The 25,666-nt window shown below is 66.4% G+C and carries 24 protein-coding genes and 1 pseudogene; 9 read left to right on the top strand and 16 right to left on the bottom strand.

Annotated features, from left to right (window positions below):
• Positions 1-3: 3 nt before the first annotated feature.
• Positions 4-576, top strand: coding sequence for a hypothetical protein (locus ED92_RS42175; RefSeq protein ID WP_081975988.1), 573 nt, complete (start codon positions 4-6; stop codon positions 574-576).
• Positions 577-1,725: 1,149 nt separating this feature from the next.
• A complete protein-coding gene (locus ED92_RS34425) occupies positions 1,726-2,976 on the top strand; it encodes a choice-of-anchor Q domain-containing protein (RefSeq protein WP_037345600.1) in 1,251 nt (416 codons plus the stop codon).
• 475 nt (positions 2,977-3,451) lie between these two features.
• On the opposite strand, the gene ED92_RS34420 is transcribed toward ED92_RS34425, so the two are convergent.
• From ED92_RS34420 to ED92_RS34400, 5 genes are all read right to left on the bottom strand, one after another.
• A complete protein-coding gene (locus ED92_RS34420; RefSeq protein ID WP_037345598.1) occupies positions 3,452-4,000 on the bottom strand; it encodes a snapalysin family zinc-dependent metalloprotease in 549 nt (182 codons plus the stop codon).
• Positions 4,001-4,153: 153 nt separating this feature from the next.
• Entirely contained in the window at positions 4,154-5,101 is a 948-nt protein-coding gene (locus tag ED92_RS34415) for a zinc-binding dehydrogenase (protein WP_037345596.1), read from the bottom strand.
• Between the two features lie 18 nt (positions 5,102-5,119).
• Positions 5,120-5,485, bottom strand: a complete 366-nt coding sequence (locus ED92_RS34410; protein ID WP_037345593.1) for a MerR family transcriptional regulator — start codon at positions 5,483-5,485, stop codon at positions 5,120-5,122.
• A gap of 36 nt (positions 5,486-5,521) precedes the next feature.
• The gene (locus tag ED92_RS34405) at positions 5,522-6,190 is read right to left on the bottom strand and encodes a response regulator (protein WP_037345590.1); all 669 of its coding nucleotides are present in this window, start codon (positions 6,188-6,190) and stop codon (positions 5,522-5,524) included.
• The gene (locus ED92_RS34400; protein WP_052121073.1) at positions 6,187-7,791 is read right to left on the bottom strand and encodes a sensor histidine kinase; all 1,605 of its coding nucleotides are present in this window, start codon (positions 7,789-7,791) and stop codon (positions 6,187-6,189) included. The genes ED92_RS34405 and ED92_RS34400 overlap by 4 nt, the downstream gene beginning before the upstream one ends.
• 204 nt (positions 7,792-7,995) lie before the next feature.
• Between ED92_RS34400 and ED92_RS34395 the strand changes: the two genes are divergently transcribed.
• Both ED92_RS34395 and ED92_RS34390 read left to right on the top strand, forming a co-directional pair.
• Complete coding sequence (locus ED92_RS34395) at positions 7,996-9,315, top strand: cation:dicarboxylate symporter family transporter (protein WP_037345587.1); 1,320 nt, start codon at positions 7,996-7,998, stop codon at positions 9,313-9,315.
• An 82-nt stretch (positions 9,316-9,397) separates the two neighbouring features.
• Positions 9,398-9,979, top strand: coding sequence for a DUF6000 family protein (locus tag ED92_RS34390; RefSeq protein WP_037345585.1), 582 nt, complete (start codon positions 9,398-9,400; stop codon positions 9,977-9,979).
• Here ED92_RS34390 and ED92_RS34385 read toward each other — a convergent pair.
• Entirely contained in the window at positions 9,969-10,370 is a 402-nt protein-coding gene (locus tag ED92_RS34385) for a helix-turn-helix domain-containing protein (protein ID WP_037345583.1), read from the bottom strand. The genes ED92_RS34390 and ED92_RS34385 overlap by 11 nt on opposite strands.
• 58 nt (positions 10,371-10,428) lie before the next feature.
• Between ED92_RS34385 and ED92_RS34380 the strand changes: the two genes are divergently transcribed.
• Positions 10,429-11,874 carry an MFS transporter gene (locus ED92_RS34380; RefSeq protein ID WP_052121048.1) on the top strand — a complete coding sequence of 482 codons (1,446 nt, stop codon included), beginning with the start codon at positions 10,429-10,431 and terminating at the stop codon, positions 11,872-11,874.
• On the opposite strand, the gene ED92_RS34375 is transcribed toward ED92_RS34380, so the two are convergent.
• From ED92_RS34375 to ED92_RS34360, 4 genes are read right to left on the bottom strand one after another with little or no spacing between them, the layout of a single operon-like run.
• Positions 11,853-12,557, bottom strand: coding sequence for a carbon-nitrogen hydrolase family protein (locus ED92_RS34375; RefSeq protein ID WP_235213439.1), 705 nt, complete (start codon positions 12,555-12,557; stop codon positions 11,853-11,855). The genes ED92_RS34380 and ED92_RS34375 overlap by 22 nt on opposite strands.
• Before the next feature lie 9 nt (positions 12,558-12,566).
• Positions 12,567-13,031, bottom strand: a complete 465-nt coding sequence (locus ED92_RS34370) for an SRPBCC family protein (protein ID WP_037345581.1) — start codon at positions 13,029-13,031, stop codon at positions 12,567-12,569.
• Positions 13,028-13,738 (bottom strand): anti-sigma factor, encoded by a 711-nt coding sequence (locus ED92_RS34365; protein ID WP_037345579.1) that lies wholly within the window; start codon positions 13,736-13,738, stop codon positions 13,028-13,030. The genes ED92_RS34370 and ED92_RS34365 overlap by 4 nt, the downstream gene beginning before the upstream one ends.
• Positions 13,735-14,286, bottom strand: coding sequence for a sigma-70 family RNA polymerase sigma factor (locus tag ED92_RS34360; RefSeq protein ID WP_161791131.1), 552 nt, complete (start codon positions 14,284-14,286; stop codon positions 13,735-13,737). The genes ED92_RS34365 and ED92_RS34360 overlap by 4 nt, the downstream gene beginning before the upstream one ends.
• Before the next feature lie 260 nt (positions 14,287-14,546).
• Between ED92_RS34360 and ED92_RS34350 the strand changes: the two genes are divergently transcribed.
• The gene (locus ED92_RS34350) at positions 14,547-15,185 is read left to right on the top strand and encodes a hypothetical protein (protein WP_037345575.1); all 639 of its coding nucleotides are present in this window, start codon (positions 14,547-14,549) and stop codon (positions 15,183-15,185) included.
• Positions 15,186-15,209: 24 nt separating this feature from the next.
• Here ED92_RS34350 and uvrA read toward each other — a convergent pair whose 3' ends face one another.
• Together uvrA and ED92_RS34340 are read right to left on the bottom strand one after the other, a co-directional pair.
• Entirely contained in the window at positions 15,210-18,065 is a 2,856-nt protein-coding gene (gene uvrA, locus ED92_RS34345) for an excinuclease ABC subunit UvrA (RefSeq protein ID WP_037345572.1), read from the bottom strand.
• A 77-nt stretch (positions 18,066-18,142) separates the two neighbouring features.
• Entirely contained in the window at positions 18,143-19,366 is a 1,224-nt protein-coding gene (locus tag ED92_RS34340; protein ID WP_037345569.1) for an acyltransferase, read from the bottom strand.
• 107 nt (positions 19,367-19,473) lie between these two features.
• On the opposite strand from ED92_RS34340, the gene ED92_RS34335 reads away from it, so the two are divergent.
• Positions 19,474-20,151, top strand: coding sequence for an MBL fold metallo-hydrolase (locus tag ED92_RS34335; RefSeq protein ID WP_037345566.1), 678 nt, complete (start codon positions 19,474-19,476; stop codon positions 20,149-20,151).
• 62 nt (positions 20,152-20,213) lie between these two features.
• Here ED92_RS34335 and ED92_RS42605 read toward each other — a convergent pair whose 3' ends face one another.
• Together ED92_RS42605 and ED92_RS42600 are read right to left on the bottom strand one after the other, a co-directional pair.
• Entirely contained in the window at positions 20,214-20,828 is a 615-nt protein-coding gene (locus ED92_RS42605; RefSeq protein WP_152611081.1) for a hypothetical protein, read from the bottom strand.
• Positions 20,829-21,088: 260 nt separating this feature from the next.
• Positions 21,089-22,813, bottom strand: coding sequence for a pentapeptide repeat-containing protein (locus ED92_RS42600; protein WP_152611080.1), 1,725 nt, complete (start codon positions 22,811-22,813; stop codon positions 21,089-21,091).
• Between the two features lie 248 nt (positions 22,814-23,061).
• Between ED92_RS42600 and ED92_RS34330 the strand changes: the two are divergent.
• Both ED92_RS34330 and ED92_RS43705 read left to right on the top strand, forming a co-directional pair.
• Positions 23,062-23,256: pseudogene (locus tag ED92_RS34330) on the top strand (MBL fold metallo-hydrolase); the annotation flags it as partial.
• A 128-nt stretch (positions 23,257-23,384) separates the two neighbouring features.
• A complete protein-coding gene (locus ED92_RS43705; protein WP_255355397.1) occupies positions 23,385-23,516 on the top strand; it encodes a hypothetical protein in 132 nt (43 codons plus the stop codon).
• A 203-nt stretch (positions 23,517-23,719) separates the two neighbouring features.
• On the opposite strand, the gene ED92_RS34325 is transcribed toward ED92_RS43705, so the two are convergent.
• Both ED92_RS34325 and ED92_RS34320 read right to left on the bottom strand, forming a co-directional pair.
• Complete coding sequence (locus tag ED92_RS34325; RefSeq protein WP_037345561.1) at positions 23,720-24,055, bottom strand: hypothetical protein; 336 nt, start codon at positions 24,053-24,055, stop codon at positions 23,720-23,722.
• Positions 24,056-24,306: 251 nt separating this feature from the next.
• Positions 24,307-25,491, bottom strand: coding sequence for a hypothetical protein (locus tag ED92_RS34320; RefSeq protein WP_235213438.1), 1,185 nt, complete (start codon positions 25,489-25,491; stop codon positions 24,307-24,309).
• Between the last annotated feature and the right edge of the window lie 175 nt (positions 25,492-25,666).

The raw sequence follows: 25,666 nt of genomic DNA, 5'->3' as shown, positions 1-25,666 counted from the left end.
GTGATGAGTGATCAGTGGGTCGAGGCCTCCCAGCTTCCTGAAGAACTCGTCGCCCTCATCGACACCCTCCGCCCCGGCGAGGAGGTGACCATCACCAGGAACGGCGAGACGATCGGGACGATTTCCGGCGTTTCCCGTCAGGAAACCTCCTCGTCCGCGGACGAGGACATCACGGTCGTGGCCACCGCCATGAAGCTGTCGGCGTCGGCGCGGGACGCGTTGTCCGAGCGGCTCGGCCCCGGGTACCTCGTCCTGGACCTGCACTCGGCGCCTCCGACCGTCGACGTGCTGCTGGTACCGCCCGCCAGCCCGCAACTGATCGGCAACTTCCGCGCGCTGTACCCGAAGGCGCGGATCGTGATCACGGAGATCGAAGACGCCGAACTCGGCGTCAAGTACGAAGGCCCGGTCCGGCGTCTCCTCGACGCCGGCGCCGAGGCCTATCTCCCGTCGAGCACGATCCCGCGGCTGGCGGAGCAGCTGGACCGGACCATGACGCGGCTGAACCAGCTCACCGACGGCACATCGGCTTCCCTGACCATCGAAGCACCGCGGGACGACCGCGTCCTGGAATGACTCGCGGCTCGCCACGGCGGGGACGGCGGCCAATCGACCTCCACGAACCGCGGCCGGTAGATCCGCACGTCCGCGATGTTGTCCCCGTGGTCGAGCGAGTTCACGTTGTACGACACCGTGAGCTTCCCGGGACGGCTCAGCTGCGGATGCGCGGTCGCGTCGTAGACGATCCGCCGGTCGCTCGCTTCGGGTGCCCGATACAGAACGACCGGAGCGCTGAACGGGCCTGTCGGCGAACCAGCGGTGTAGGCGAGCATCACCGGGCTGAAACCGGGACTGGTGTCCATGGTGATCAGCACGTATTCGCCGCCGAAGCGGGTCACCGAGAACGCCGTCCCGACGCCGGGCAGCATTCGGACGGAGTCCTCTTCATGGGGCGACCAGCCGACACCGGTCCAGAACTGCCAAGGTCCGCGAAGGCCACCGACAGGCACCCTGGCGAGCCGGAGGTGACCTTGTTCAGCACCGTAGATATAGGTGTATCCGCCGTCTTCGAGCAGCTCCGATCCCCACGCGACCTTGTCGCTCACCGGGATCACCAGCAGCTCCGTCGGCGTCAGCGCGGGCAGCCGGAAGGTCGCCAGGGACGTCCCGGTGTTCCGGAAGTCGAGCCCACCGGACCCCGTCGTCTTGTACCGGTTGTAGAGCACCCGCAGGACGTCGCCCTGGACCACACCGTCGCCGACCCAGTAGTGCTCGTCCGAACCCGCGAGACCGATCAGCGCCTCCGGATCGTCGGCGGTGCCGCCGTGCAGCGTCTCCCCCAGCGAGCCGTCGGGCCGCTGGACGACCAGGGTGTTGCGCGCGATCGGGCTGTCCCGCGGGCGGCTGTGGTCGGGGTTCACCGTGCCGAGGAACGTGTCCGAGAACAGCCACGCCGTGCGGCCGTCCGGCAGCGGGACCGACACCGTGCGATCCCCGCCGGTCCAGTGCCCGCCTTGATCGCCGTATGCGTTCCAGAGTTCGTTGAGCCCGGCGACGGGAACCACCGGCGGGGGTGGCGCGGACGCGATCCCGCTGCTCGCCACCATGGCGCTGAACAGCAGCGCGGCCGGTACGAGAATCCGCGACGCCCGACGCATCCGATCATGCTAAAGCCGCCGAGGTCTTTGTACGACCCTTGTGCGGCAGGTGGTTACGGTCCGCCGCATGTCCTGGAAACTGCTTTCCGTGGCCGTGCTCGCCGCCGTCGCGTGCACCGGGTTCACGACGGCCGAAGCCGCTTCGAAGACTTACTACGTCGACCAGGTCTCCGGCAGTGACACCGCGAGCGGCATTTCTCAGCAGACACCGTGGAAATCCCTGGCCAAGGTTTCGGCGACGACGTTCGCGGCGGGCGACACCGTCTTGCTGCGCCGCGGCGGGAACTGGTCCGGCGGTCTCACGGTCAAGGGGTCGGGCGTCACGGTCGGCGGGTACGGCACCGGCGCGCGGCCGATCGTCAAGGGCAACGCGGAAGCATGTGTCGACCTCTCCGGCGACGACAACGTGGTGAAGGACCTGCAGATCGGCGTCGCGGCCGACGCGGGACGCTGCTCGTGGGCCGGAGTGAAGGTGTCCGGCGACCGCAACAAGGTGCTGTCGAACCTGATCACCGGCGCCGGCGCGGGCGTGTACATCGCGCCTTCGGCGGACGGCACCGAGGTCACGCAGAACGACCTCGTCGACAACAACCACATGACCGTGGTGACGCCGGGCGGCAACGACGACTCCGGCGCGTTCGCCGTGCTGGTCCAGGGCAACGGCTCCGATATCGGCTGGAACCGGATCAGCGGGTCGATCGCGAAGGCCGACGACTTCGGTGGCCTCGACGGCGCCGCGGTCGAGATCTTCTACGGCTCCCGGAACGTCATCCACCACAACATCTCCGAGGACAACGAGACGTTCACCGAACTCGGAACGGACGCGCAGGACCCGGACGGCGTCTCGACCGGCAACATCTTCGAGTACAACGCGGTCTTCGGCGCCAAGACACGCGGCGGGATCATCACGCGCGGCGCGGAGGACGGCAACGGGCCGGTGCTCGGCACGGTGTTCCGCAACAACTCGCTCCGGCTCCCGAACGCCGAGGCGGAGGGTTTCGTCTGCTACGGCGGCTGCACGAACCAGATGCTGACGATGACGCAGAACGTCGTCCAGGCGGCGTACAAGGTCGGCTACGCGGACGCGACCTTCACCGCGACCGACCACAACGTGTACTTCGGCGGGCTCCGGCAGTTCACGCCGGGCGCGACGGACAAGGTCGCGGATCCGAGGTTCACCTCGGCCACGAACCTGATCCTGCAAGCGGGCAGCCCGGCGATCGACCTCGGCACCACGAAGTACGACGACCGCGACGTCGACGGCAATCCCGTGTACTCCGGCGCGGCGGTGGACGCGGGCGCCTACGAATTCTCGTAAGTGGCGTTTCGGGTTAGGGCCAGCCTTGTCCGCTGTGCCTCCTGGCCCGAAGTCCACAGGCGCGGCGCGAGTGAAGACGTAACTCGCGTGATCAGGGGCGTGACTCGCGTGACTGGACGCCGCACTCGCGTGTTCCGCCGCTGAACACACGAGATCCGCCTCCAATCACGTGAGTGCCCGACCGGCCTCGTGAATGGTGAGGACGGTTAGAGACAACCGCGTCCTGGATACCTACTGGCGATCTCGCGTGACTGGATGGACGACACACGTGATCAGACGGACGACACGCGTGTCTGGACGGACGACTCGCGGTGGAGGCTTCGCCGCGGTCGTGTCGTCCATCTGGTCACGCGTGTCGCCCGTCGGATCACACGTGTCGTCCGTTCAAGCACGCGGAGCCGCCGTTCTGTACAGGTGGTCGTGAGTGGTAAGGACGGTTCTAACCGTCCTTACCACTCACGAGGGACCAGAAGCGTCAGTTGTAGATGCGCTGGATGGCGCCCGCCGCGACGAGCCCGTTGGCCCACAGCGAGTTCACCCGCGAGATCTCCTGGGCGTTCGGGGTCGCGTTGGTGCAGGACGGGCCGGGGCCGCCGCCGGACATCAGTTCGGAGCACGGGCCCTGGTAGTTGTCCGGCAGGCCGAGCGCGTGGCCGGTTTCGTGCGCGGCGATCCGCGTCTGGTTGTACTGCTGCGCCTGCGTGTAGTCGATGAAGATGGTGCCGCGGCCGTGGCCGTCGGTCTCGGCGTACGAACCCGAGGGGTCGTTGCCCTCGGTGTAGCGCAGGGTGGCGCCCGAGGAGCTCTCCTGCAGCTTCACGTTCGACACCGAGTTGTTCCAGTTCGCCACGCCCGCCTGGATGGCGGCCCGGAAGCTGGGCGCTCCCGAGGCGTCGTAGTAGACCGTGGTCGCCGCCGCGGCCTTGTGAGCAGGCTGGACCGCCGCCGTGGCCTGGCCCGCGGTGACCGGGACGGCCAGCAGCGCCAAGCTCACGGACGCGGAGACGAAGAACTTCCTTGCCATGGACCCACTCCTTGTGAGGACAACGGAATGGTTCGTGAATTTAGGAGCCCCGGCCCTGACTCGGCACCGACTTTCGTCGCGTCAGCCAGCTGGTGATTTACCAACACTTTCGACCTATTGACATGCGCATGTCCGCATACGATCATGCTCCGCTCAAGGCCGTAGAGCCACCTTTCCCGACGTCGCACGCGCCTCCAGTTCCGCCAGCGCCTTGGGCCCGTCCGCGAGGTCGTACACCGTCGGCGTCCCCGGCACGCAGACGCCGGCGGCGATCAGTGCGCGCAGTTCGTCCATCAGCTCCGCGAAGATCGCGGGAGCGTGCTCGATCAGAACGCCGAGATGCAGCCCGATCACGTGGATCTGCTGCCGGAAGTTCAAGTCCCGGTTGGTGATCGCGACCTCTCCCCCGGCGACGCCGTAGACCACGACCCGCCCGGTGACCCGCTTGGCCGCGGCGAGACTCGTGGCGAAAGCCGTCCCGCCGACCGATTCGAGCACCAGGTCGACCGTCCCCGGATCGGCCCCGTAGTCGAGGACACGATCGGCGCCCAAGCTCCGGACCACGTCGTGCTTGCCCGGCGACGCGGTGCCGATGACGGTCGCCCCGTAGTGCTTGGCCAGCCGGACCGCGGCCTGGCCGACCCCGCCCGCCGCCGCCTGGACCAGCACGGTCTCACCGGCGGCCAGCCGGCCCAGCTTGAGCGCGGCGAGCGCCGTGACCCAGTTCAGGATCAGCCCGATCGCCTGCTCGTCCGACCAGCCCGACGGCACCGGGACCGCGCCGGCCGCGGGCATCACCATGTACTCGGCGAACGCCCCGCCGCCGGTCCCGACGACGTGATCGCCGACCGCGGGCGCGGTCACCCCTTCCCCCACGGCCACGACCTCGCCTGCCGCCTCGAACCCGGCGATGTACGGGGCTTCCGGACCGTCCTCGTACGTCCCCCGCGTCTGCATGACGTCGGCGAAGTTGACGCCCGCCGCGGTGACCTTCAGGAGGATTTCGCCTGGTCCCGGCACCGGAACGGGGGCATCGGCGACGAGGTGGAGATCATCAGGACCATTCGCGGAGTCCTGTCGCAGCGCGCGCATCGAAGTCATGGCCGCACGCTAAAACCCTCACGTTTGTGTCAGGGTCAAGTCGCGCAGGTACGCGTCGAGGGCGTCGCGATTGCGGGTCATGAGCGCGATCCGGCGGTCGAGCACCTCCCGCTGCCGCGCGACCTCGCCGATCATGTACTCGCACGGCACCTTCGGCCGGACCTCGTCCGGTCCGTCGAGGTACGGCAGGACCTCACGGATCAGCCGCACCGGCAATCCGGCGTCGAGCATCCCGCGGATCTGCAGGACCGCCTCGACCGAGCCTTCGCAGAAGTCGCGATAGCCGTTGCCTTCGCGACCCGGGCTGATCAAGCCCTCTTCCTCGTAATAGCGCAGCGCGCGGACGCTGACCCCGGTCTTCCGCGCGAGTTCGCCGATCTTCACGATCCCAAGGTAGCCCGCGAGCCGCGGTATAGGTCGTTATACGGTTTTCGGCTTGTACCAGACCTCGGGGCGGCCGACCTGGCCGTAACGGGGCTCGCGCTGGGCGAGACCGTTGTCGGCGAGGTATTCGAGGTAGCGGCGCGCGGTGACGCGGGAGGCGCCGATGGCGGTAGCGGCCGCTCCGGCGGAGAGGCCGTCGGCGGCCGAGGCGAGGACTTCGGTGATCGCCTCCAGGGTCTGCCCGCTCATCCCCTTCGGCAGTGCCTGCCGCTCGGTGGTGCGCAGGGTGCCGAGCGCGCGGTCGATCTCGGCCTGTCCGGTGACTTCGCCCGAAGCGCCGTGGAACTCCGCGTAGCGCTCCAGTTTTTCCCGCAGCGAGGCGAAAGTGAACGGTTTCAGCAGGTACTGCACCACACCGACCGACACGGCGGCCTTCACCAGCGCCAGATCCCGCGCCGAGGTCACGGCGATGACGTCGATCGGGAGACCGGCCGCGCGCAGCGACCGGCAGACGGCGAGGCCGTGCGTGTCCGGGAGGTAGAAGTCCAGCAGTACCAGGTCGACCGGTTCGCGTTCGCAGAAGCGCAGCGCGTCGCCGCCGGAGTGCACGACCCCGGCCACGGTGAAGCCGGGCATCCGCTCGACGTACACCCGATGCGCGTCGGCGGCCACCGGTTCGTCCTCGACGACCAGCACCTTGATCATCGCGCGGGCTCCTTCGGCGGCAGACGAACGGTGAACACCGCGCCCTCGTCGCGGCCGACGTCGATCGTCCCACCGTGCCGCCGCACCGCCTGACCCACCAGTGCCAAGCCGAGTCCGTGCCCGTCCTCGGGTTTGGTGGACCACCCGCGCCGGAACACCTCTTCGACGTCCTCGACGCCCGGCCCGGTGTCGGCGACCCGCAGCAGCAACCCGTCGGTATCCGCGCGGACGGTCACCTCGACCCCGGGCCGTCCGCCGTGGCCGGCGTTGCCCGCGGCCGCGTCGATACCGTTGTCGATCAGATTCCCGAGGATGGTCACCAGATCCCGCGGCGGGACGCCGGTGTCCGAATCCTCCATGACGGTGTCGGGCGTGATCGTGAACTCGACGCCGCGTTCGCTCGCCTCCGCCGCCTTGCCCAGCAGCAGCGCCGCGAGCACGGGTTCGGCGACCGCGCCGACCACGCGGTCGGTGAGTTCCTGCGCCAGCGCGAGTTCTTCGGTGGCGAACTCGACGGCCTGTTCGGGGCGGCCGATCTCGACCAGCGAAACGACGGTGTGGAGCCGATTCGCCGCTTCGTGCGCCTGCGACCGCAGCGCCTCGGCCAGTCCGCGCACCGTGGTGAGTTCCCCGGTCAAAGCCTGGAGTTCCGTGTGGTCGCGCAGGATCACGACGGTGCCCATCGCCTTCCCGCGCGAGCGCACCGGCGACGTGCTGACCACGAGCACCCTGGCCTCGGTGAGATGCAGTTCGTCGGTGCGCTCCTCCCCCGAGGTGAACGCTTCGACGAGATCCTCGGGAATGTCCAATGCGGACAGTTCACGGCCGACGGCGTCCTCGGCGACGCCCAGCAGCGCCCGTGCTCCGTCGTTGCACAGCACCACTCGCCCGTCCCCGCCGACGAGCAGCAGCCCCTCGCGCACGGAATGCAGCACGGCTTCGTGGTACTCGAACAGGTTGCTCAGTTCCTCCGGCGCGATCCCCCTGGTCTGCCGCCGGAGCCGGGCACTGACGAGATAACTGCCGATCCCGCCGACCACCAGTACCGCCATCGCGACCCCGAGCAAGGGCCACAGGCGTTCCCGCAGTTCCGCGTCGATCGCTTCGACCGTGATGCCGACCGACACCAGTGCGACGACCTGCCCGGCGGCGCCGCGCACCGGGACCACGACGCGTTCGGACGGGCCGAGCGAACCGGCGTAGGTCTCGACGACCTTGCCGCCGCGTTGGGCCTCGCCGATGTTGCCGATGAACGGCTGCCCGATCAGCGCCGGATTCGGGTGCGTGTAGCGGATGCCGTTCTTGTCCATGATGGTCACGAAATCCACGTCCGTGTCCGCGCGGACACTCTGCGCGAACGGCTGCAGTGTCCGGGTCGGCTCCGATGTGGACAGTGCGGCGAGAACGCCAGGGGCGTCCGCCACCGCTTCGGCGACCGCGGTCACCTTGTCCCGCGCCCGGTCTTCGGTGGCCCTGACCGAATCGAGGTACGCGAAGGTCACCCCGGCCGCGACGAGCACGAAAAGCACCACGAGCTGCAGAATCAGCAGCTGGCGGGCGAGACTGCCGCGCCTGGTCCGGATCCGCGTCGTCGAGGGCACCCGCCCATACCAGCACACCGTCGCCGGGCCGTGCGGCGCGCCCGGCCGGAATTCCCCGGAAACCACTCGTGCGAACTCAATGAACACAACCGTGACCCAGCTCACCAGCCCGGGTGATAGTGACCGGCAATCCCACGGACACCCCCTGAGCTGGAGGCAAAGGTGCCTACAACGCCGGAAGCGGCGCCACGACGCCGCGACAAGATGCACTACCTGTACCTGGCCGTGATCGCGGCGGTCGTCCTCGGCGTCATCGTCGGGTTCGCGGCGCCAGGTCTGGCCAAGGAGCTCAAGCCGCTCGGCACGGGCTTCGTCAACCTGATCAAGATGATGATCTCCCCCATCATCTTCTGCACCATCGTGCTCGGCATCGGATCGGTGGCGAAGGCCGCGAAGGTCGGCAAGGTCGGGTTGCTGTCGCTCGGCTACTTCCTGATGATGTCGACGTTCGCGCTCGCGATCGGCCTCGTCGTGGGCAACCTCCTGCACCCGGGTGAGGGCCTGCACCTCGACCCCGCGGCCGCCGCGAAGGCGCACAAGCAGGCCGAAGGCGGCGAAGGCACCGTCGACTTCCTGATGGGCATCATCCCCACCAGCTTCGGTTCCGCCTTCACCGAAGGCCAGGTGCTCCAGACGCTCCTGGTCGCGCTCCTCGCCGGCTTCGCCGTGCAGAAGCTGGGCACCAAGGGCGAGCCGATCCGCCGCGGCATCGAGCACATCCAGCGGCTCGTGTTCCGGATCCTCGCCATGATCATGTGGGCCGCCCCGGTCGGCGCGTTCGGCGCGATCGCCGCGGTGGTCGGCGAAACCGGCTGGGGCGCGCTGCGCAGCCTCGCCGTCATCATGATCGGCTTCTACCTGACCTGCCTGGTGTTCGTGTTCGGCGTGCTCGGCACGGTCCTGTGGCTCGGCGCGCGGATCAACATCTTCACGCTGTTGCGTTATCTCGGCCGTGAGTTCCTGCTGATCCTGTCGACGTCGTCGTCCGAATCGGCGCTGCCCCGCCTGATCGCGAAGATGGAGCACCTCGGGGTGTCCAAACCGGTCGTCGGCATCACCGTGCCCACCGGCTACTCGTTCAACCTCGACGGCACGGCCATCTACCTGACGATGGCGACGCTGTTCATCGCCAGCGCGCAGGACCAGCCGCTGGGCGTCGGCGAGCAGATCTCCTTGCTGCTGTTCATGATCATCGCGTCGAAGGGCGCGGCGGGCGTCAGCGGCGCCGGGATCGCCACCCTCGCGGGCGGTCTCCAGTCGCACCGGCCGGAACTGGTCGACGGCGTCGGGTTCATCCTCGGCATCGACCGGTTCATGTCCGAGGCCCGCGCGCTGACCAACTTCGCGGGCAACGCCGTCGCGACCGTCCTGGTCGGAACGTGGACCAAGGAGTTCGACCGGGATCAGGCCAACCGGGTCTTCAGCGGCCAGGCCCCGTTCGACGAAGCCACCCTGATCGACGACCATTCCGACACGCCGAAGGATCCTGACGGCGACCGGGAGAAGGCCGTGGCGCACGCGTAGCGCCCGGTGACCGACCGGAACCGCGGTGCGAGGGGCCCCCGTCCTCGCACCGCGGTTCCTCTTTTCTGGGAAGCTGAACGGCATGCCGGACGCCATCGACCGCTACGTGCTCTCGCGGTACTCGAAGCTGCTGCACGGCAACTTCGACGGGATGATGACCGAACCCGAACGCGAGCGGTTCCTGCGCGACCTCGTGGAGGACGCGCGCACCATCACCGACGACGAACTCGGCGAACTGCTCGCGGCGGACTGGCGGCCGCGGATCACCGCGGCCTGGCTGATCGGCGTCGACCGCCGCACCGCGTGGCGCGGCCGTATCCGGGAACTGTTCCTGGAAAGCGGGCTGGTCTTCGCCGGGCAGGGCTACTGTTTCGCGCTCGCCCGGTTCGGCACGATCGCCGACGCCGAGATCCTCGTGTCCTATTTGGACCATTACCTCGCGCGGCCGGATCTGCGCTACGACCAGGAATGGGCGCTCGCGGCCCTGCACCACATCGATTCCGACCTCACGACCGCGTACATGTCACGCTATCTGCGGCCGGGCGGGCTCTGGGAGAGCTGGTCCGCGAAGAACAGCACGGACCTGCCGTTCCACAAGATGTACTTCGCCATGCTGTGCTCGCACGTCCAGCGTGCCGTGCACGCGGCGGACGTCAGGCGCTGACCTTCTCGTCGTAGACCACACGGGACGCGGCGATCGAGTCGCGGTGACGCTCGGCCCAGCTCAGCAGGCCGCTCAGCGACGCGTACAGCTCCTTCGCCATCGGCGTGGCCTCGTACTCCACCTTCGGCGGCACCGTCGGGTACACGGTGCGCTCGAGCAGGCCGTCGCGTTCGAGGTTCCGCAACGTCAGGGTGAGCATCCGCCTGCTGATCCCCTCCACCGAACGCTCCAGCTCGGTGAACCGCACGGGGCCGCGCGTGGCCTCCAGCAGGATGCCGATCGCCCACTTGCCGCTGATCCGGTTGATCACCTCGAGCACGGTGCACACCTCGAGTTTTTCGGGATCGACGACCCTGGCCTGCGCGGTCACATCGGTGTTCCCCTGGGACATGAAAGTGCCTCCTTCCGGCGAGGAACAGAGTCACACAAGATGGGCGCTGTTACAAGTGATGCACCAAGGCGTCACCTGGGAAAAAGGGGTTATCTGTGTCTCAGCGCGCCTCGCACTGGCCGTGCTCTGCGCCGTCTCGCTGATGGTCGTCCTCGACGGTTCGATCGTCGCCGTCGCGTTGCCCGCGATCCAGAACGACCTCGGCTTCACGCCCTCGACGCTGGCCTGGGTCGTCAACGCCTACCTGATCGCCTTCGCCGGGCTGCTCCTGTTGTCCGGCAGGCTGGGCGACCTGATCGGCCGGAAACGGGTCTTCCTCGCCGGGCTCGGCTTGTTCACGCTCGCCTCGCTGCTCTGCGGGATCGCGCAGGACCAGGCGCAGCTCATCGGATTCCGCTTCCTGCAGGGCGCCGGTGGCGCGCTGGCGTCGGCCGTCGTACTCGGCATGATCACCACGCTCTACTCGGAACCGCGGGCACGGGCGAAGGCCATCGGCGTCTACAGCTTCACCCAGGCCGCCGGATCGTCGATCGGGCTCATCGCGGGCGGGACGCTCACCCAGCTGCTCGACTGGCACTGGACGTTCTTCGTCAATCTCCCGATCGGCGCGATCGCGCTGGCGCTCGCCGTCCGGCTGCTCGCGGACGATCGAGGCCCCGGCCTGCGCGACGGCACGGACGTGACCGGCGCCGGGCTGGTCACCGGCGGCCTCATGCTGCTGGTCTACACGATCGTCAAGGCCGAGGAGTACACCTGGGCCGACGTCCGCACACTCGGCCTGCTCGCGGTGTCGCTGGTCCTGCTCGCCGGGTTCGTGCTCCGGCAGGCGAAAGCACGTCGGCCGTTGCTGCCGCTGCGAATCTTCCGCCTCCGCGCGGTGTCCGGGGCGAACACGGTGATGGTCCTGATGGTGGCCGGATTGTTCGGCTTCCAGTTCATCACCGCGCTCTACCTGCAGCGCGTACTCCGGCTCGACGCGTTGAGCACCGGGTTCGCGTTCCTGCCCGCCCCGCTTTCGATCGCGGTGATGTCGCTGGTCTTCGCAGAGCGGCTGAACCACCGCTTCGGGGCACGGGCGGTCCTCGTGGGCGGGCTCTCGCTGGTCGCGCTGGCGCTCGGTTTCCTCGCCACCGTCCAGGCCGACGGCGACTACGCGACGGACGTCCTGCCCGCGCTCGTGCTGATGGGCGTCGGGTTCGGCGCGGCGATGCCGGCGCTGATGGGGCAGGCGATGTCCGACGTCTCCCCCGCCGACGCCGGGGTCGCCTCGGGGCTGATCAACACCACGCAGCAGATCGGCGCGGCGATCGGGACCGCCGTGCTCGCGACCACCGCCGCCTCACGCACCGGATCACTGCTGGCCGAGGGAGCCGCGATGCCTGAAGCACTGACTAGCGGCTATCGAGCCGCGTACGCGTTGAGCGCCGGACTGCTCGCTCTCGCCGTCTTCGCCGCGACCGTGCTCCTTCGCGCCCGAAAGGTTCAGGAAGCGATCGTCGCGTAAGCCCACTCGGAGACCTCGCCGCCGAGACGCACCTCGGCGGCGCCTCCGGGTTTCCAGACCCCGCTGCCGCCGAACGCGGCCATGCCGCCGGTCTTGCCGGAGTACTGGGAAAGCACCACCCACATCCCGTATCCGGCCGCGACGCCGACCTGATCGAGCAACCGGTCTTCCTGGCCCTCGCTGAAGAGCGCGCTGAGAACGTAGACCTCGGCGCCCGCCTCGGCGAGTTCCCGCGCGTGGTCCGGGTTCGCGGCGTCGAGGCAGATCGCCAGGCCGAGGCGCCTGCCGCCGACCTCGACGATCACCTGCCGCGTGCCCGGTTCGAAGAGCTCGTCCTCGCTGTCGTGCAGGTTCCGTTTCGCATAGGTGGCAACGGTTTCCCCGCCGGGGCCGAGGACGAGCGAACCGATGTACCGGTGGCCGTCCTCCACGAGGGGCAGTCCGATGACGGCGTGGACGGCGCTCGCCCGGCAAGCCTCCCGGAGCGGTTCGAGGCGTGGGTCGTCAGGAGTCAGCCAGAGCCCCGGGTCGGCGGCGAGCGCCTCGAATTCCAGCCCGGTCAGGGAGAGTTCGGGGAACACGCAGAGATCGGCGTCCGCGCTCCGGAGGAGCCTGGCGTGTTCGGTGATGTTCGCGGCTAGGTCGGCGGGGACGGTGAACGGCTGCACGGTGGCGACACGCATGGCGTGAGCCTAGCGCCCCAGATATCCCCGCAAACCGTGTTGCCCCCGCCGCATCATGAGCGCGTGGTTGATCCGGAAGACCGGCCTGGCGACCCGATCGAGCTTGCGCAGCAACGGTTTCCGCGCCTCGACCTCCTGCGTGATCTCCAGTCTCGTACCGCTTCCCACCGCGATCAGGGCACCGGCCAGCGTCCCTTCGAGGTCGCCGCTGAGCAGCACCCGCAGCCGTCCCTCACGCTCGTCCTGGCGGTCTCGGTGCATCCGCACGGTCAGCGCGTACGGCAGCCTGGAGCGGCAGACGAGTTCGGCGGTGTCCTCGTCGACCCGGCTGACCGAACGCACGTCGCGCCACCACAGCGGGTACGCGGCCAAGTCGACGACCGCGTCGAAGACCGCCTTGGGCGAGGCGGGCAGCACCCACGTGTCGCGGAAGCGGTACCAACCGCCTCCGCGACCCGTGTGCGAACCCGTCATACCTGCGCCGACACCAGGTTCCGGCCGTCCATCGTCACGACGTCGACCGAGGCCACGTCGCCAGGGGCGACCAACGCGGAACCGTCGACACCGGTGCCCTCACGCTGTCCCTTCTCCGAAACGAGCCAGCTGCCGGCGTTGACCCGCTCTCCGCTCTTCGTCACGACGATGAGCGCGCACTTCTCGCCTTCGCGGACACCTGTCGCCTTGGCGTGCAGCCGCACCCAGCCCGCGGCCGGAACCACCCGGACCGCCAGTTGCACACCCGTGTCCCGGTTGGTCGCCGCGAGGTCGCGGGTGCCGGGCACCGGGGCGGTAGCCGTCGGCACCGGCAAGGCCACCGTCGACGGTTCGGGCGACGTCTGCCGTCCGACCAGCACACCCGCGCCGAGCGCCACCACGACCAGTACGGCCGCACCGGCCACGGCGAGGAGCCGCCGCGGTTTGCGCTCCTGGGTGCCTTCTTCTTCGCGCACCTGACGCAGCGTGCGCTGCAGCAGCAGATCTCCGCCGTCGGGCGGTCCGTCGAGGAACGCCTCCGGCGGCACCTCGTCGAGGTGGTGGCGCAGCTCCGACAGCTCGCGCACCTCACGACGGCACGTCGGGCAGTTCGCCAGATGCGTCTCGAACGTGGCCGCTTCCGCCTGAGTCAGGCCGCCGAGGACGTAGGCGGCGAGCTGGCCCTGGTCGTGTCCCACCGCACTCATCGCGCTACCTCCTTCCCTGGTCCGGACATCACGGCTCTGAGCGCCCGTAACGCGTAATAAGATCTCGACTTAACGGTACCCGGCGCCACGCCCAGGGATTTCGCCGCTTCGGCCACCGTCCGGCCCCGGTAATAGATCTCCACCAGTACCTCACGATGTTCCGTGGACAGGCCGTCCATGGCTCCGAGCACGGCCATCGAGTCCACGACGCCCTGCGCGTGGTCCCGCTCCACCGCCGGGGTGGGCACGCCCTCCGCCGGCTCCGCCACTTCCGGTGGCCGCGCCGCCCTGGCCCGCGCGCGGTCGGTGATGATGTTCCGGGCGACCGTGAGCAGCCAGCCCCGCACCGATCCCTTCGCGTCGTTCTCCAGGTCTTCGGCATGTTTCCAAGCCCGGACCAAGGTCTCCTGCACGACGTCCTCCGCGGCCGCGCGGTCCCCGGTCAGCCTTGTCGCGTACGCCAGCAGGCTTCGCCCGTGTTCGGCGTACAAGTGCCTGACCAAGTCCTCGCCTTTGGCCTTTTTGGGCCGCCAGCCTCCGATCGCCACTCGCGTCCTCCCGACGGTCTTCTGGGTCGGCGAGGACAGTACTGCAACCCGCAGGGGCAGAGTGGATCGTTCGGCGCGCGCCGCGATCGAACTGTGCATCGGCACCGGCCTCTCCTCGGTTCTCCATGGCCGCCTCCTCTTGCCTCCCACACGGATGACCGGCGGAAGTGGTTCAACCGAGGTCTTGTCGATCACCGGAGGCGCTCGTATGCTGGCGCCTCCGGATTCCGCCGCCGCCTGATTCCCGGGAGGGTCTCGGCGTGCCAAGGAAACTCGCGGCCGTTCTGCTGGCGGTCGCTTTCGTGTCGGGATGTGGCGAGGAGCCCGGTTTCACCGCGACGCTGACGGATCCGGTGAACGTCGACCTGAGCTGGCCCGACGACGACCCGGCCGCCGCGGGGCGGATCGTCGAGTACACGACCGATCCGCACGGCGAATACACGATCCTGCAGTTCGTGCCGCCACGGCAGACGACCTTCCGGCATCCGGACCTGATGTCGGAAACGCGGTTCTACTACCGGATCCGGCCGTTCTACGGTGCCGTTTCGGACGCCGTGACGGTTTCCGGCCCCGCGACACCCGCCGCTTCCGGACCCGTCGTGCCGCTGCGGGCCGGTGATCGATCGGCCGCCCCGGCTTCGTTCAAGGCCGAGCCCGCGGCGGAGGCGATGGTGCGGTTCAGCTGGGCCGATCGCTCCAGTGACGAGGACGGCTTCCTGGTGGAGATCAGGAAACCCGGTGCGGACGGGTTCGTGCCGATCGAGGTGTCCGATCCGGGGACGACGTCGGCCGGGCTCGCCACCATGCCGGGCGAAGAGGGCGCCTCGTATCGGCTGCGCGCCTTCTACTACGGCCCCGCCTCGCCCGTGCTGGACCTCGTGAGTGGCAAGGACGGTTAGAACCGTCCTTGCCACTCACGAGCCCTACGTGAGAACGGTCTTCAGGAACTGACCGGTGTAGCTCTCCTCAACCGAAGCGACGTGCTCCGGCGTGCCCTCCGCGATCACGGTGCCACCGCCCGAACCGCCCTCGGGACCCATGTCGATGATCCAGTCCGAGGTCTTGATGACGTCGAGGTTGTGCTCGATGACGATCACCGTGTTGCCCTTGTCCACCAGCCCGTTGATCACGCCGATCAGCTTGCTGATGTCCTCGAAGTGCAGACCGGTGGTCGGCTCGTCGAGGATGTAGACCGTCTTGCCGGTGGACCGCTTCTGCAGCTCGCTGGCGAGCTTGACGCGCTGCGCCTCACCGCCGGACAGGGTCGGCGCGGGCTGCCCGAGCCGGACGTAGCCGAGACCGACGTCGACGAGGGTGGCCAGGTGCCGGTGGATCGCCTTGATCGGCTCGAAGAACTCGGCCGCCTCCTCGATCGGCATGTTCAGCACGTCGGAGACGGTCTTGCCCTTGTAGTGCACCTCGAGGGTCTCGCGGTTGTACCGGTCGCCCTTGCAGACCTCGCACGGGACGTAGACGTCCGGCAGGAAGTTCATCTCGATCTTGATGGTGCCGTCACCGGCGCAGGCCTCGCACCGGCCGCCCTTGACGTTGAACGAGAACCGGCCCTGCTGGTAGCCGCGCACCTTCGCCTCGGTGGTCGCGGCGAACAGCTTGCGCACGTGATCCCAGACGCCGGTGTACGTCGCCGGGTTGGACCGCGGGGTGCGGCCGATCGGCGACTGGTCGACGCGGACCAGCTTGTCCACGTTGCCCAGCCCGTTGACGCGGGTGTGCCGGCCGGGGACCTGACGCGCGCCGTTGAGCTTGTTCGCCAGCACGGTCGCGAGGATGTCGTTGACCAGCGTGGACTTCCCTGAGCCCGAGACACCGGTGACCGACACGAGGCAGCCGAGCGGGAACGACACGTCGAGCCCGCGCAGGTTGTGCTCGCGTGCGCCGACGACGGTCAGCTGACGCTTCTTGTCGATCGGGCGCCGGATGGCCGGGACCTCGATCTTGGTGCGGCCCGAAAGGTACGCGCCGGTGATCGATTCCTTGTTCCGCAGGATCTTCTTGTACGGTCCACTGTGGACGATGTGGCCACCGTGCTCGCCGGCGCCCGGGCCGATGTCGACCACCCAGTCGCTGGAGCGGATGGTGTCCTCGTCGTGCTCGACGACGATCAGCGTGTTGCCCAGGTCGCGCAGGCGGACCAGCGTCTCGATCAAGCGGTGGTTGTCCCGCTGGTGCAGCCCGATCGACGGCTCGTCCAGCACGTACAGCACGCCGACCAGACCGGAACCGATCTGCGTGGCGAGCCGGATGCGCTGCGCCTCGCCACCGGACAGCGTCCCGGAGGCGCGGTCGAGCGAGAGGTAGTTGAGGCCGACGTCGAGGAGGAAGCGCAGCCGCGCCTGGATCTCCTTGAGCACCGCTCCGGCGATGACCTGCTCGCGTTTGCCGAGCTCCAGCTCGTCCAGGAACTGCGACGCCTCGGCGATCGAGAGGGCGCAGACCTCGGCGATCGACCGGTCGCCCTGGGTCTTGTGCTCCAAGGTGACGGCGAGGATCTCCGGCTTGAGCCGCGTGCCCTGACAGGCCGGGCACGGCACCTCGCGCATGTAGCCCTCGTACCGCTCGCGCATGTACTCGGACTCGGTCTGCTCCTGGCGCCGCTCGAGGAACGGGATGACACCCTCGAAGCTCGCGTAGTACGAACGCTGACGGCCGTAGCGGTTCTTGTAGCGGACGTGGACCTGCTCGTCGACGCCGTGCAGGACGGCCTTCTGCACCTTCGCCGGCAGCTTGCGCCACGGCGTGTCCATCCGGAAGCCGATGGTCTCGGACAGCGATTCGAGCAGGCGGATGAAGTAGTCCGCGCTCTGGCCGCCCGCCCACGGCGCGATGGCGCCCTCACCGAGGGACAGCTCGTCGTCCGGGACCACGAGCTCCGGGTCGACCTCCTTGCGGACGCCGATACCGGTGCAGTCGGGGCAGGCGCCGTACGGGGCGTTGAACGAGAACGACCGCGGCTCGAGGTCTTCGATCGCCAGCGGGTGGCCGTTGGGGCAGGCCAGGTTCTCGGAGAAACCGCGTACGCGATGCGGGTCGTTCTCCGGCAGGTCGACGAACTCCAGCTCGATCAGGCCGTCGGCCAGCCGGAGCGCCGTCTCGACCGAGTCGGTGAGGCGCTGCCGCGAGCTCGTCTTCACCGAAAGCCTGTCGATGATGACGGCGATCTGGTGCTTTTCCTGCTTCTTCAGCTTCGGCGGGTCGGTGAGCGGGTGGATCGTCCCGTCCACCACGACGCGCGCGTAGCCCTGCTGCTGCAGGTTCTCGAAGAGGTCGAGGTACTCCCCCTTGCGCCCGCGCACGACCGGCGCGAGCACCTGGAAGCGGGTGCCCTCCTCCATCGCGAGCACCTGGTCGACGATCTGCTGCGGGGTCTGCTTGCTGATCGCCTCGCCGCACTGCGGGCAGTGCGCCTTGCCGGCGCGGGCGTAGAGCAGGCGCAGGTAGTCGTAGACCTCGGTGATGGTGCCGACGGTCGAACGCGGGTTGCGCGAGGTGGACTTCTGGTCGATCGACACCGCGGGCGACAGGCCCTCGATGAAGTCGACGTCCGGCTTGTCCATCTGGCCGAGGAACTGGCGCGCGTACGCCGACAGCGACTCGACGTAGCGGCGCTGGCCTTCGGCGAAGATGGTGTCGAAGGCGAGGCTCGACTTCCCGGACCCGGACAGACCGGTGAACACGATCAGGCTGTCGCGGGGCAGGTCGAGATCCACACCGCGGAGGTTGTGCTCGCGGGCGCCGCGAACAACGAGGCGATCAGCCACGCCAGGGTCCCTTCAGGTTTCATTCTCAGCTGCGGTCGCCGGCCCGGTCGATAGCTGCACGGGCGGCCGCTTCCATGCTACGAGGCACCACCGACAGAAACTGGTTCCGAGTCCTTGACCTGCGGTTTTCCAGGCTTATCGCGTCGATCCCGGCGAGCGGTGAGCCACCGGTGGACCGGCCGTTCCACGCCAGCGGTGATCGCCCAGCCCCCGAGGACGGCGGCGGCCAGCACGATGGGGAGCCGCAGCCAGCCGGGGACGCCGACGTTCAGCAGGGCACGGGCCAGGATGTAACCGAGTTCCTGGTGCACCAGATAAAGACCATACGAGATGCCCGCGAGCCAGGTGACAGCCGGGGCGATCCTGGCGAGACCGGGGAACCGCCAGTCCGGCCCGCGCGCGGCCAGGCACACCAGCAGCAGCATGATCGCGAACCCGATGGCCGAGGGCCAGCGCTCCGGATCGTTCGGCAGGGCTTGGTGGAACGGGAAGACCTGCAGGTCCTGCGCGGTGCAGGCGGCGAGCACGAACAGCGCGAGATGCCAGTGCGCCAGCCGTCGTTTCGCCCACAGCCAGATCGCGATGCCGATGGCGAAGACGTGCACGCGGTGCAGGCCGAGGCCGTAGTAGAAGGTCTCCACGAGCTTCGGCGTGGAAGCCGGGTCGAACACGACGAACCGGAGGAAGAGCGGGACCAGGATCAGCGCCCAGAGCAGCGCGACCGTGAGCCGGTGCGTACGCCACCGGCGTGGCCACAGCAGGGCCGCGGCGGTGAACGCGATGAGCTGGACCGGCAGCGTCCAGTAGGCGCCGTCGAGGTAGTAGAAGAGCTCGTAACGCCAGCCCCATTCCTGGACCATGCCCAGGTTGCCGAGCAGATCGGCGCCGGTGGGGATGTACCAGGGCGACGGGTCGGTCGGCGGGCCCTGCGGAACGCCGAACAGGAATCCGGACAGGCCCGGCGGGAACGGCAGGCCGCTGAACCGGATCGTCGCGTACCGGGCGACGACGTAGGTGACGGTGACCGCCACCAGGTACGCGGGCACCAGCCGCGCGACCCGGCTCCACAGCCACCGCCCAGGGCGTCCCTTCCGGAGGCTCGCGCACACGAAGAAGGCGGAGATCACCAGAAGGATGGCCGCACCGAACTGAGCCGTTACCCGAAAGGGGTAACCCACCAGTTCCGGATGCAGAAGCGCCCCCTGATGGGTGACGTGTCCGAGCATGACCGCGAAGACGGCGATAACGCGAAGGACGTCCCAGCTGATCTTGCGCGGGGCGCGCGGCGAGGCGTCGGGCACGAGCGTCCTGTGGTTCGGATGGCGGGGCGACGCGAGCCTACGTCGTGCGCCTGTGCGCCGCCTGTGCGGGTGGAACCGATTGCAGGCGAACGACTACCGTGTGCGGTGTGAACATCGTCGAGACCTACACCGGGCACGTCGACCCCGGCGGCGACGCCGCCCGTCGCACCCTGGACGCGCTCACCATCACGAAGCTGTCGGTCGGCCCGATGGACAACAACGCGTATCTGCTGGTCTGCCGCGCCGAGAACGAGGCGCTGCTGATCGACGCCGCGAACGACCCGGAACGGATCTCCGACCTCATCGGCCACGGCCCCGACCGGCCCGCGCTGAGGACCGTCGTGACCACCCACCAGCACCAGGACCACTGGCAGGCCCTCGGCGCCGTCGCCGGCGCGAACGGCTCGAACACCGCCGCCCACCCGCTGGACGCGGAACCGCTGCCGATCCCGCCGGACTTCCTCGTCGAACACGGCGACACGATCAAGGTCGGGCAGATCACCCTCGAGGTGATCCACCTGCGCGGCCACACACCCGGCTCTATCGCACTGCTGTACCGCGACCCGAACGGACACCCGCACCTGTTCACCGGCGATTCGCTGTTCCCCGGCGGTGTCGGGAAGACGGGCTCGCCTTCGGATTTCACGTCGCTGCTGGACGATGTCGAGACGCGGATCTTCGGCGAGCTGCCGGACGAGACGTGGTTCTACCCGGGGCACGGGGACGACTCGACGCTGGGCGCCGAACGTCCGAAGCTCGCGGAATGGCGCGAACGCGGCTGGTGACCTGACGACGTTCCCGAACGGGGCTGCGTACCTGGTAGGCATCCCCGTTTACTACAGGCAAGCTAACCTGGAAATGCGCCGGACTGCAGCCTGGAGGACACCTTCCGAACAAACCGCTCCTCCTGCCAGAAGGTATCTCCAGCATTAACTGATCGAAAAGCACACAGATTGTTCCGGGTGTGTCCTTGGAATCCCATACGGCCGACACGTTTCGGCCGCGTTCGTTCCCATGTCGGCTCAGCCAGTAGATCCTGCCGCCTGGCCTGAACTCGAAAGCCGATACGAACTCCCGCTGCTGCGACTTGTGAGTCCTTGGTCGTCCGACCCGCGCTGAAACCGAATTCCGGGGCCATCCGAGGGCATCGCGAGACGATCCGGAACTTCTCGTCGATCGGCTGCGCAGCTAAATCTTTCTGCACCTCCTTGACCAGGTAGAACGTGATGACCTGACCCGTCTTGTCCGTTATCTCGTGCCGCGGTTTCGAGAGCGCTTCGGCGGATGCCTCGGCATCCGACTCCAACTCCGTGGCAATGTTCGCCAGATCGTTGTCGGTTGCGGTTTCGGTGCGAAGTTGCCGGATCGACCGGGTCAACGCACCGGGTTCTATCCAAAGATGGTGTCCAATTCGTCTGGACACGCCGTTGTCACGGGCGTCGATGTTGGCAAGATCTATCATTGGAATGAAAATACTTGGACCGATGTGCTCCGACTTCCCATGGACTACTCGCCTGCGGCGGCACCCCCCGATTAACGACTACAACGAAATCATCGTCCACCCTGATTGGTAGCAAGGTGAACTTCTAGCCCATTGATCGCGTACACAAACAGCAGCAACGAGCCGTCAAGTGAGGCTAACAAGGGAGTCCAAACTTAACGAAGCACTTCCTGGAAATTATTGGATAGCTCTCCAGATCTTTAAAACTAGCATGTCTGCCACTAGAAGCCTTCTTCAGTCAAATCTTGCGCAACCTTATTCTCAAAATTAAAAGGCGGAACATGCGGCGACGTCTCAACAAGTGTAGCGCCTTTATGTTGCGTGAATATGATGGCGAAGTCTTCGCCGCATATTTCACACCAACCACCCAATGCGATACGTTGGCGTCGTCCAGCACCCACAGATTCACCTACCGGTATTTCAACTGAAATATTCGTTTCAACACGCGCAGCAACCGCATCAACAAAAAAGTCGGTCGACACCTCATCTTCGCAACGAGCAGACACATATACATGTTCCACATGAGTACAATCAGACAAGCAGAATGGACAGCGTAGCATCGCATCGTCCAACAAGGTGCGCCCAAAGGAACCGATTCCATCATCACGCACGTTCGACACCGACTTAGAGTAGTCTTCCGGAAGCAGAAGTCCTTCAGTGGACCCTCCAACAAAGCTATCGAAACATGGAGGACTTAGCCATGCATCAACGTACGAAATGTCAACTTTTGATCCCCCGAACCTAGATTCAACAAAGTTGACGATGCCACTATCAAATGCGGCACCACGGAAAGATAATTTCCCGCCAGCAAGCTCCGACAATTTGAAACTGACTTCAGCTCCGGAAAAATTAGCTTGATCAAACGAGAGAAAACCATCATCAAGCGAGATCAACTCAAAGCTAACATTACCGGAGGAAAATTCAGCGTAATCGAACACGACATTGCCACCCAAAAATTTACTTCCTGTAAAGTATACGCTGGCCCCACGAAATTCGGAACCATTAAAAAGAATACTACCGTCTACAAACTTACACCCAACCGCCTCAACACTGCCTGCCGTAAATTTAGCGGACGAAAACCGCACGTCAGCACCCGAGAACTCCGAATTGGAAAGATTTAAGTGGCCGCCATCCAACTCGATCCCACTGAAATAGACCTCGCCCGCACCAAACTTTGCGCTAGCGAAGTTCAACCCCTCCGCCACGAGGCGAACGCCACTAAAATCAACGATGCCGCCGCCAAACTCTACATTTGAAAAGTCGCCCCCATCGAAGACCGCGCCACTGAAATCGTAATTCAGTCCCTTCCATGAAACTGCCGCGTCACCGCGGAGATGACCGGAAATAACGCTAACTATCGCCTTTCTGACCTGCCGCTCTTGTTGAGCTTCACGATGCGTATCTAAAACAGTTGGCACAATGCTGGCCGGATCCCTCAAAGGGCCAACATAAGCGGGAGGTTTACGCAGTCCACGTCTTCCCATTTTTACATTCATCGACCGCGTTTTTCGCCTCATCTCGGGCGGCGTATATGGCATGCGCAGATATGCACAAAGTTCGTCAATGCAGGTTTGCCGCCCTTCTCGCCAATCATCAGCAAGATGCTCCAGCGCATATACTCCAGCCGACCGCACTGGAGCTTTCGCAGAGCCAAGCTGCTCAGCTGCCTTAAAAAAGCGATCAGAAAAAGCTTTTACATTCTCTCGAATTTCAGCATTTTCGCCAAGCTTTTGCTTGCGGTATGCGATAACAAGAATTGCGACGCCGCCAACTCCTCCAACAATAGCCAACGCCAATTTAAGAAGGTTAAAACTATCGTTAGCTGTCCAAGGTGCAGTGCCGAACAGTACAGGGCGACCCAAAAGGAACCAAAGTCCCACAGAAATAGTAACCGCAACCAGGGCCGCAAGAAAAAGAAGGGCCGCAATGTTCAGCCCCAACGTCATCCTCGAAGCTGCCTTTACATCGCTATCAGACCTTCGACGCACGGTAGGTAGGCGCATAAGTACAGTTCTACCGCATGCCGTGATGTCACATCACAGGCGGATGAGCGCCAGCTTGCGACCTTGGTGAACCCTGCGTCATACAGGTTTGATGACGCACATTGCTCCCCTGCGTGGAGCAAGTAGGCTCTCGTCGCTTTCTCCATACGACAAGCTCTTCGGAACGAGACGAGCCACTTCTTCACCGCTGCGGTGATACTCTGTTCCCCGGCGGTGTCGGGAAGACGGGCTCGCCTTCGGATTTCGCGTCGCTGCTGAACGACGTCGAGACGCGGATCTTCGGCGAACTGCCGGATGAGACGTGGTTCTACCCGGGACACGGGGACGACTCGACGTTGGGCGCCGAACGTCCGAAGCTCGCCGAATGGCGCGAACGCGGCTGGTGAACTGAAAGCACATACGGAATGGGGCGGCCTCACCCAAGAAGCAGCCCCATCTTCGTATGTCAGCCGCGTCGGCCGAGGGTCGGCAAGCCGCCAGATCGCGTCGACACTGAGTTAGAACCGTGGATGTCTTGATCATCGCGATGGAGCACGTCGTTCTCGAGGTCCAACAGGCGACGACGCTGTTCCGCCGTGAGCGCGGAACGTTCGGCAGCGTCGAGATCACTCCAAGCGACCCTGCCTTGCCGGAACAAGTCACGTAGTTCCCGGAACGAGCGAAGAGACACCGCGGACGAAGCCTTGCGTCGTGAACTCGCGGGCTTGGCCGATTTCCGACGAGGGCGACGTCCTGCCGAACAGGCACAGCCGAGGCCGACCGTCAGACCACATCGCACACATTCCATCTGCTCACCCCTCGTCCGCGACACCCGAATTCGTGAGTCAGTCGAGCCGACCCGCCTCGTTGTTACAGGCCTCGGCTCGGCGCAGGGTCGTGGATCCAGCAAACTTCCCCGGTCGCCGGTATCTCTCCCAACGTCTTGATCTCGCAGGCCAGCCGCCCGAGAATCTCGCTCTTCGACCCCGACCAGGCCACGAAGGAGGGTTCCCCGTCGACCAGATCACCGGGAATCGCGCCGCGGTCGATCAGCTCGCCGACCACGGACAGCAGCGCGGTGGTCATCTCGGTGAAGGTCGCGCCCCGGCCGGCCTTCATCTCTGCCACGACGACCACGACCGAGAGGCCGACGCAGCCTTCCCGGGCGTACTTGAGCAGAGGCTGTAGATCCTCTTCATCGGACATGTTCGACTCCCTGAACCGTAGGCGCTCCAGGGAAAAGCCACCGCCACTCTAGTGGGAGTGGATCTCCGCGCCGAGCGCCCCCTTCCCCAACTGTCACCCACAGTGCCGATAAGTTACGCCGCGTACTCAACGCACCAAGGAGGTTTCGATGACGATCCACGGCGACGACGGCAAGGGCAGCGGCGGCGGCAACACCGGCAATTAGCCACCAGCGGCCGGAGCGGGCCTCGTCGATTCGCGGCCCGCTTCGCTCAGGACTGAGGCCAGCGGAAAGCGATGCCGTATTCCTCCCGCGGGTGACAAGGTTCCAGAAACGTGTGCTCGACGACGCCTCGCCGAATCTCGAGCAGGTGCCGATCACCGACGGGAGGCCGGACCAGACGTTCGTAGTCGGTCTGCTCCGCGTACCACCAACAGGCCTCCGGAACGCAGTCGTCGAACGTGATGCTGATGCTCAGACCTCCTGTCACCTTGCCCTCTTCATCGACGACGCCCGGCGCGATCCCATGATGGTCGACGTCGACATTGATCCAATACCGCTCTTCGTCCGGGTCCTCTTCACAAGCGAGCGAAATGAACTCGTGCCGCTCCCCTTTGCGCAGTGGTCTCGGAAAGCGAAGGTCCACGATCATCGGATCTCCCGGCTGGACACCCGGTGAAGTCTCGACATGGCAACCGAAGATCGCTTTGACGGGAATGGACGCCAGATCATCGGTCCACCCCGTCAGAGCCCGCGCCATATAGCCATCCACTCCATCCTCGCGAGCGACGAGGTTCCTCACCGTCAACCGGCGATGGGCCGTCCGGCGCCGCATTTCCACGGCCACCAGCAGGCGTTCCAGGAATACAGGCTGCGCCCCACCCGAGGGCGTCCGACTACCGGATGATCGAGGCTCCGACGAGGCGGCCCGAGCTATCTCCACATAAGGCCGCCAGGCTTCACCATCGACCGCCAGTATCGCGAGATTCGTTGCCAGACAAGGGGCGAGCTTGTCGCTCACTGCCCGCCGCCAGGCCTTGTGCATCGGCGTCGTCGTGGTCGGTGGCGGATCCCCGAAGACACCGCGCAGGTCCCTCAACTGACCGAAGCGGTCATCCAGGGTCGACTTCCACTCACGCTCCCCTATCCGGAACGCGGCACTCAAAGCGTTGCGGCGCCGGGACTCGGTGGCCGACCCGATCCTCGCGACCTCATCGAGGATCAGTCCCCAGACCGCGAGTGCCCGCTCTTCCGGGGCAGCCGTGGTCATCGACGCCGTCGGCCGGACCAGGCAACCGAGGACGGCGGCCGACTCACTCGCCGGGTCTTCGATCGCGTAACGCAGGAATCTGAGCGGTCGGCCGTCCTTACGGACCGCGAGCCAGCGCAGCGCGGCCTCGACCGCGGCGACCGGACTCGTGCCGCCAAGACACTCGCCCTCCAGCTGGATTGTCACTACGCCCTCCATGAATCACGGCGATGATCGACAATTCGCGACGCGGCAGGACAACGGCCGACGATCGGAGAGCCCACCCTCGACGACAAGAAACTCCTCCTGACCGTGAAAGATCAGAACCGGCGAAGGTTTCGCCGGTCGTCGCGCCCTACGGTGTACTAGTACACCACATGCG

Origin of the sequence: Amycolatopsis sp. MJM2582 (genome assembly GCF_000754115.1) — a bacterium.
GTDB lineage: Bacteria > Actinomycetota > Actinomycetes > Mycobacteriales > Pseudonocardiaceae > Amycolatopsis > Amycolatopsis japonica.
This window is presented reverse-complemented; position numbering and strand designations above follow the sequence as displayed.